This window comes from Lentilactobacillus parafarraginis DSM 18390 = JCM 14109 (assembly GCF_001435895.1).
Taxonomy (GTDB): Bacteria; Bacillota; Bacilli; order Lactobacillales; family Lactobacillaceae; genus Lentilactobacillus; species Lentilactobacillus parafarraginis.
The window spans coordinates 1-8045 of the sequence record NZ_AZFZ01000081.1; the positions used below are offsets into that span (position 1 = coordinate 1).

The 8045-nt window shown below is 47.1% G+C and carries 10 protein-coding genes; 2 read left to right on the top strand and 8 right to left on the bottom strand.

What is annotated here, in order from left to right:
- Positions 1-275 precede the first annotated feature (275 nt).
- Complete coding sequence (locus FD47_RS12870) at positions 276-2618, bottom strand: DUF5776 domain-containing protein (protein WP_054736330.1); 2343 nt, start codon at positions 2616-2618, stop codon at positions 276-278.
- A gap of 247 nt (positions 2619-2865) precedes the next feature.
- Between FD47_RS12870 and FD47_RS12875 the strand changes: the two genes are divergently transcribed.
- Together FD47_RS12875 and FD47_RS12880 are read left to right on the top strand one after the other, a co-directional pair.
- Entirely contained in the window at positions 2866-3507 is a 642-nt protein-coding gene (locus tag FD47_RS12875; RefSeq protein ID WP_054736327.1) for an NAD(P)H-binding protein, read from the top strand.
- A 138-nt stretch (positions 3508-3645) separates the two neighbouring features.
- A complete protein-coding gene (locus tag FD47_RS12880; protein ID WP_056980769.1) occupies positions 3646-4419 on the top strand; it encodes a Cof-type HAD-IIB family hydrolase in 774 nt (257 codons plus the stop codon).
- Between the two features lie 67 nt (positions 4420-4486).
- Here FD47_RS12880 and FD47_RS12885 read toward each other — a convergent pair whose 3' ends face one another.
- From FD47_RS12885 to FD47_RS12915, 7 genes are all read right to left on the bottom strand, one after another.
- Complete coding sequence (locus tag FD47_RS12885) at positions 4487-5026, bottom strand: hypothetical protein (protein ID WP_056980770.1); 540 nt, start codon at positions 5024-5026, stop codon at positions 4487-4489.
- Between the two features lie 10 nt (positions 5027-5036).
- A complete protein-coding gene (locus FD47_RS12890) occupies positions 5037-5774 on the bottom strand; it encodes a sulfite exporter TauE/SafE family protein (RefSeq protein WP_054736325.1) in 738 nt (245 codons plus the stop codon).
- 123 nt (positions 5775-5897) lie between these two features.
- Entirely contained in the window at positions 5898-6461 is a 564-nt protein-coding gene (locus tag FD47_RS12895) for a redoxin domain-containing protein (protein ID WP_056980771.1), read from the bottom strand.
- A gap of 109 nt (positions 6462-6570) precedes the next feature.
- Positions 6571-6984, bottom strand: a complete 414-nt coding sequence (locus FD47_RS12900) for a hypothetical protein (RefSeq protein ID WP_054736322.1) — start codon at positions 6982-6984, stop codon at positions 6571-6573.
- Entirely contained in the window at positions 6981-7196 is a 216-nt protein-coding gene (locus tag FD47_RS12905) for a helix-turn-helix transcriptional regulator (RefSeq protein WP_082620298.1), read from the bottom strand. Before FD47_RS12905 ends, FD47_RS12900 begins: the two co-directional genes overlap by 4 nt.
- A gap of 138 nt (positions 7197-7334) precedes the next feature.
- Positions 7335-7664 (bottom strand): carboxymuconolactone decarboxylase family protein, encoded by a 330-nt coding sequence (locus FD47_RS12910; protein WP_054736321.1) that lies wholly within the window; start codon positions 7662-7664, stop codon positions 7335-7337.
- Between the two features lie 4 nt (positions 7665-7668).
- The gene (locus FD47_RS12915; RefSeq protein ID WP_056980773.1) at positions 7669-8031 is read right to left on the bottom strand and encodes a cupin domain-containing protein; all 363 of its coding nucleotides are present in this window, start codon (positions 8029-8031) and stop codon (positions 7669-7671) included.
- Positions 8032-8045 lie beyond the last annotated feature (14 nt).

Genomic DNA, 8045 nt, shown 5'->3' on the forward strand with positions numbered 1-8045 from the left:
CTACTTTTTCATGGAACTTTGGACATTACCCTATAAATACCAGGCAATCTCCCCCTTAACGGTTAACCGCGAACTATTTATAAGTGGTAATTATTTTTATTCCTATACTTAGTACATGATTATATTAGTTCACCATTTAAACCATTGCAATCAATATGGAACGCTTCCAGCGTTTCAAGAATCAGTTGTGAGTATATCATTTTTCCTTCCCCAAAGAATCCAAAAAAGCTGGAATAAAATCATTTATCCCAGCTTCCTTGGATTGTATCTCACACTTATTTATAAGCTTTCACAAACTTTGAATTGCCAGTGATGTAACCGCCGGCAACGTGATATCTTAAGGCCCCGTGATTTGTCACACTGTTGGCGTGTGAAAAGTCGTAATTCTTCACGCGAATTTTGGTTCCGCGCTTAATGTGCCGCTTATTTTTGTGGGTTAAGTTGACGGTCTGGTAACGATTAATCGTCCTCTCGGCCTTCACGTAACGGACCTGTTTGTGCTTGCCCATCTCAACAAGCTTCCGGTTCCCGGTGACATATTGACCGTTACTGAGAACGTAACGGGTGGTCAGGTTGTGCTTGACGAACTTCGTCACGTGCAGCACCGTCCCCTGCTTGTAGTTGCGAACTTTACCGGTTAAATTAACGCGTTTGTATGCGTTAACCCCCCGCGGATTGATGACTGTCATGGTTGAATGCTTTTTCGCGTAATAAACGGGGCGCACATACTTCCAGTTGGCAGTGATATAGCCAACCCGACCGTGAGTTTTACTCAGGTGATTAACATCCCGAACTTGATAGCGCAAATGGCCATTAATTGACCGCGCGTACCCAGTCACAACAAACATTGGTCGATAAACCCGCGGCTTGCTTGAATACCAGTTTTCGCGATATTTATTCGAGAAATTAGCTTTCCGATAAATCCCAATCTTTTTGAGGGCATAGACCGCCGTATCCTTTTTAGCAGCAAAATCCGGAAGATCTGGTTCAGGACCAATCGGCTGATCCGAAGAACTGGACGAACTCGAGCTGTTTGGTGTATCGGGATTTGTTGGTGTTGGCGCTGGTGTCGGTGGCGTGACGTTACCACCCCCACCGCCGTGGTCGCTTGCCGTAATCGTTAGTTTGGCAGTTCGAGTCGTTTCATTCCCATCTTTATTGTGGGCAGTAACCTGGATCTCATACGTGCCAGCCTTGGGATTATTAAAGTCTAACTTCTGGCCACTGACATCCGTAGCGGTGTACGTATAGTGAGCACCGGTCAGATCACCATAATTGCCAGCGGATCCCGCCTTAACGAAATCCTGCTTGACGATGGCTGGCATGAGCCCACTCTCCGAGAAGTAGTGACTAAAATCATCAAGAGAAATCGTCATGTCTTGGGCAATAAAGTTAGGTGTGAAACCTGCTTGATTTGGATCGACAAATTGGAGTGTGGCATTGGCGTCAGAAGCTTTAACATTATTCACTGGTATAAAATCCAAATGACTCGTTAGTGGCACAACGTCTTTGCCGCCTTCATTTAAATCGTTATTAACGTCAAAGACAATATTTAAATTGCCGGCTTTTGGCGCAGCAATATCTTTGGTAAGCGTCCGCAAGTCATCAGTGTGAAAGACAATCCCGTTTCCCGATGCTTTGACGGTATATGCCCCCTTTAACTTATATGGGGTCAAACTTGGGGCATATGGGCTCACCCAAACTTCTGCTGAACTAACATCAATTTTATGATTGGCATTTGAATCCGTTGGGACAATCGTCCAAGAAAAGTCAGTCGGCCGATTCTCAACGTGCGGTAATGATAACTGTGCAAATGCCATCATCGACGGTTCGTCGTGAATGAAGTACAACTTGCCCGGGTTATCCTTATCCTCCCCGTTTGAGTTATTGCTGTATGCATAGTGATTCGGTGCTACCTCGTTCATGTGGGTGCCGATTTGAAGCCCGCCACGGCCGCCAAATATTTTATTACTAAAAACGGTACTATCATAATTGCCGCCACCGCCTGTATTTTTGACTGTAAATGTAACCGGTGAAAGCGTTATGGGATTTTGACCAACGGGCGTATAGGTTGTAGTGACTGTTTTATCACCATTTAAATTCTCACCAGACTTCAAAGTTCCATACACTACCAGGTCCATTTGCTGGACATCTTTGAGATCACGAGTGACCCTAATAACTGTTTGAGTCCCAGTTTGACTCTGAATCTCAAATGGATTTGTTTCACCCGCTGGTAGTGGTGAAGCTACCAGCTTCTGATAATTCATCAAATCGGTGCCGATATTAATCGTAAGCAGATCGCCCGCATGAATCCGTTGCGGTGAATTGCCGGGCGCATTAAAATGAAAATCAAAATCCAACGCGCTATTGTCCGATAATGTCGCTCCGTTTTTAAATGTGTCCGCTTTAGGCCCAAAGGATAGTTGGTTAGCCGTCACTGGCTGGCCATCCTGATCACCTGCATCAGTAACCGAAGATTGGCTTTGGGCCGCCCTCACAGTAACTTGGGGTTGAACCATCCCAAGCGAACATCCAAAAATAGTCATACTTGCAAGTGCAACCCCCAGCTTGGCCAGCGATTGGCGCTTCGAATTCATTCGATTCATTTGATTACTCAAATTGATCCGCCCTCCAAAAAGAATTGAATTATTACTAATCATTTATTTTAACCCTATACGCCATATTCAATCAGTTCAAGAGCTTATAGCTTAAATAACATAATTGTCAGAGGAATGTAATAAGTGGTTAACGAACGATAATTGGGATGTTAACTAAATTCATAAACGGATAGTTGTTCCTCTTTAACCGAGTGCGGTATAGTGAAGTTAACAATAAGATTATCTTAAATAAATTGGAGGAATTCACATGAAAACCATCCTAATTTTAGGTGCCGCGGGCCAAATTTCGACCTACCTCACCGCCAGATTACTGAAAGAAACCGATTATCATCTCAAGCTATTCGCTCGAAACGCTTCAAACCGTATTAAAGTAACCGACCCCGATCGTGAGGTCGTGATCGATGGTGACTTCAAAGACAAGCACACCCTTAATGATGCCATGGAAGGCGTTGACGCCGTCTACCTCAACGAAATGCGCGACCTTCCTGCCGTTCAGGGAATCGTTGCCGCAATGGACGCCAACAACGTTAAGAAGTTTGTCGCCGCCACGGTTTTAGGCATCGAAGACGAAGTTAAGGGTAATTTTGGCCAGTGGAACAATGCCATGATTGAAAGTTCGATCACCCGCCGCAAAAAGACGGCTGACGTGATCAAGAAATCCGATTTGGATTACACCCTGTTACGACTAGCATGGCTGTTCAACGATGACAACAATACCGCCTACGAAGTTACTCAGAGCGGTGAGCCGTTTGGTGGGACCGAAGTCAGCCGGCAGGCGGTTGCGAAATTCATCGTCGAAATCTTGAAGGATGATTCCGGAAAATACGCCCGCAAGAGTCTCGGTGTTAACGAACCCAACACTCATTTTGACAAGCCATCGTTCTACTAATCACCGCTGGTTGTAATTTAAACGTGAACCGCATAGAATAGCTGTAAGAAAAAAGATCCGAACCAAGTTCCCTGGTATGACCACCAGGATGCTTGTGATTCGGATCTTTATGACTATTTTAGGAAAGGATGATCGCCAATGCCTGATAAACTGGCCGTCTTTGATCTGGACGGCACTCTCTGCGACGCCGGGACGCTTGCCGTTTCACCGGAAACCATCGCCGCTATTGACCATTTAAAGGCGACCGGGATTTTGCCGATCGTTGCCTCCGGCCGCAGTTATTACGAGGTCAAGGATCTTTTAGAATTGCTTGATCTCCACACGTTCATTCTCGCCAATGGCTGCTATATCGTTTATCACGATCAGGTCATCCAGAATTATCAGTTTCCAACTGCCGCCATCGAAGACGTTTTAGCCGCTGCGACCGACCATCACGATGCAGTGGGATTTTTCAACCAGCAAGGTTTCGCAATCTCTGAAATGACGCCGCTGACCCGCCAACACGTGGCCCGAATGCGGGTCACCAACGTACCAATTGACCGTTACTATTACCAACACGCGCCGGTCAACTTTTTGAATTTATACATGACCGGCGAGAAGGACGCCGCTTACCAAGCCCAATTTAAGGACCAGCTGAGCATTCTCCGTTACGCGCCCGATGCCGTCGATGTCATGCCGACAACGGTTTCCAAGGCATCCGGAATTCTCAAAATCAAGGCCCGCCTTCACCAGCCAAGTGCGCCCGTCTACGTCTTTGGCGATCAGAATAATGACCTCAGTATGTTCGATTTGGCGGACTATGGCATTGCCATGCGCCAGAGCAGTGACCCGCTCAAACAAAAAGCGGCTTACGTGGCTACTTCCGCCCATGGTGTTTTGGAAGGATTGAAGCATTATCAACTTATTAAGTGACCAACCAGGTTAGGAAACCTCGGTTGGCTTTTTAATTTTCCGGCCTGTCAAAAGGGACAATCTCCACCTATTTGTGCGTCAAAACCGTCATATTTTGACTCATCTTTTTGACGGTTGCCGCGGCATGAGCATCATTTATTCTAGCCAGCATCTGTCGCTTACCAACCCGAACGTGTTGATCAGCGTCTTGTCGATCAGTATGAACTTCAAAACTATGGTAGTTAACCGCTTGCTTGCTCAACCTAAACCAGTTGGGAGCAAGCTGTTTTTCGCGGTCAGAAATATGCTTATCCGGCCACACTAAATAGCGGGTACCGTGGCCGCCAGGATAAATTTCAATCTGCCAACCAGCATCCATATCTGCCACTTCTTGCCACCGCTGGATTGGAACGTCATGAATCGCATAATAGATGATTGCGGCGTACAAGATTCGGGGGTGGTTATTAATTGTGTCGCTGGTTAGCTTGAAATCAGATTTTTGCGGGCCATTCGATTTTTTGTGACGTGCCGGCACCGGTGCTCGTGAGCTTTGACTCATACATCCGGTCAAACCACCCATCAATCCAATCACCAGCAGACTAAGCACCATGAACTTTCGCTTCAACATTTTAATTTCCTCAAATCACAAATTTAATCGCCATCACCATCAGCATCACGCCCATAACCGGTCGCAACACCAACGTGACCTTCCGGGGATCAAAACGGGCTAAAATTCGGGGCATAATCGCCGCCCCCACCAACGAACCAATCATGATCAACAGACCGACCCGCCAAGCGATGTTTCCCTGAGTAAAATGAAAAAACAGCCCAACAATTGACAGTGAAATCAGGGTATAGGACGACGTTGCAGCTGCTTGGGGCATATCCAGCCCGAGTAAGAGCAGCCCTGCCATTACCGGCCCACCACCACTTAGCCCGGCAATTCCGACCATCAAACCGCTTAGGGCCCCAAATATGTAAACCATCATGGGTGGAAGCTTTTGGCGGTTATTCCTTTTTTGAAAGGACTGCCGCAAAGTCTGGAGGCCCAAAATGAACAAAGTAATCGCAATTGCCCAAGTGTAGACAACCACCGGAATGTATTTGGATAACAAGCTTCCCACAACCGTTGCTGGTAAGGCTGTCACCAATAGTTTGTTTCCGTAGCCAAACCTCATGTTGCCCGTCCGATAGTGACTGTACGTTCCCACCATCAATGCAGGAAGGGCCGTGAACAATGAAGTTGCCGCGGCACTGGCAGGTGATAGATGGGCAATGCCAATCAGGATTCCGAGATAAAACGATCCGCCGCCACCGCCCATACTGATAATGAAGGCCCCAACGAGAAAGCCCAGAAAAACTAATAAAAATGTCATTGCGCCCTCCTTTAGAGAAAATCATCACGACTCATTATCCGATCCATCCCCAACAAAAAGGCTCCGATGATGTGCCAAACGACCATCACCGCAGCCTTCAATTACCTCAAATTTTAATCAGGCTTAAATCTTACCAACTAATTGGGTTCCAGGCTTCAACGTCTTCTCGCCGGGCTTCCAGTTGGCTGGGCAAACGCGATCACCATGTTCGGCAACAAATTCTGCCGCTTCCAGTGTCCGGAGAACTTCCTTGGCATTGCGGCCAACGCCCATGTCGTTAATCGTGTATGAACGAACCTTGCCTTCAGGATCCAGAATGAAGACGCCCCGGAATGCTTGGCCGGCTTCCTCGTCAAGCACTTCGAAGAACCGGGCCAGCTTACCGGCAGGGTCAGCGATCATTGGATACTTGACCTTGCCAACTTCCTCACTTTGTTCGTGCCAAGCCTGGTGAACAAATTCCGTATCTTCAGAAACGGAATAGATCTCAGCGCCGGCCTTCTTAAAGTCGTCATAGTTGTCGGCGAGATCGCCAAGTTCGGTTGGGCAAACAAACGAAAAGTCTGCGGGATAGAAGAAAACAATTGACCAGTGACCCAGTAAATCCTTCTTGGTAAGTTGCTTGACATCACCATCTTGGTAGGCATTTACCTTAAAATCTTCAATTTCTTTACCGATAAAGTTCATTCTGAATCCCTCCAAAATTTATTTTAACCTACGTTTAGTGTAGCCCATTTCGCAAGAGGATTCAATAATGATTCTAAATTAATATTGGTTATTATATAGGGCGAATTATTCAGCCTTCCCGGAACCGATTAATATACAGCGTGCTCCCGGTCATCACCAGCTCCGGAATCAACCCACAGATCGCCGAGAGCAGCATCTGACTGAACGCCAAGGCCATCCAGAAGAAGGCCCCCCAGAACAACCATTCCAGTAGAAAGGCCATAATAAGAAACCGGGTCGACAGCTTCCGCTTGCCGCCTTCAATGGGCCCAGCGACATTCAAGGACAGAACAACCAGGACCATTGAGCCGATAAAGACGAGCAGGAAAGCGGGATTCTTCAACGACAAAATGGCGTTCCACGGGCGGCGGTTAATCAGCTCGCTTGCCAAAATTGCCAGTGCGGCTAAATTTTCAATTCCGAATGCCCACCGAACATTTTCAAGGTTGCGAATAATCAGTCGTTCATCTTTAATGCGTTTCATGATCGTCGCTTCCCTTCGTCAACCCAAAAGAGATCGTCCAATTTATAGCCCAGTGCGTAGCAGATATTCAAGCATAGATTGATCGTCGGGTTATAGTCGCCCTTCTCAATCAAGCTAATGGTCTGGCGGGTCACGCCAACCTGGGCTGCCAAGTCTTTCTGGGCCATCCCCACGCGAGACCGGATTTCTCGAACCCGATTTTGTGCCATCATGTTCAGCTCCAATGTAAAATATATATTCCATTTGCCAACTATATTTTACATCCACTTTTCAAAAGTGCTGTCGAAAACGCTCAAAAAAACGGGCTCAAAATGGTCTGGTAACCACTTTCAGCCCGAATAACGGTCCTTCTATTTTGTTTTATTCCCCATAAATTTTTTGGCAATGTCAAACGCTGACCACGCCTTGGGCCACCCGGCATAAAAGGCCAAATGAGTGATAATCTCGACCATTTCTTCCTTGGTCACGCCATTTTGCTTCGCCATCTTCATATGGGCTTCCAACTGGGGAAACAGCCCCTGAGATATGAGACTGGCAACCGTGATCATGCTGCGGTCACGAGGAGCCAATTCCTTTTCGCGCGCCCAAACTTGACCGAATAACACGTCATCGTTTAACTCCGCAAACTTTGGGGCAAAGTCTCCCAAGTTGTCGCGGCCTGCTGTTTGCTTTTTAACCATGCGATCAATCCTCCAATTGGTTATATTCTTCATCTGAAACCGGTTCAAGCCACTCCGGTGTTCCCGCCGTAATTGCAATGTGAGAGAACCAGCTGTCCTTGGTCGCCCCATGCCAGTGCTTAACGCCGTCGTGAGTTACTACCACATCACCGGGGTGCAGCCGTTGGGCGGGCTTCCCAGCTTCTTGATACCAGCCCTCACCACCAGTTACCAAAAGGATCTGGTAGCCGTCATGGTGAATGTGCCAGTTATTTCGGCAACCGGGTTCAAAGGTGACGTTGCCGACCCCTACGTTTACAGCGGGATCGTTCACCAACCCCTGCAAATAACTTTGACCGACAAAGTACTTTGTGAAGTGAACCCCCATAGTTGGATGAAAAA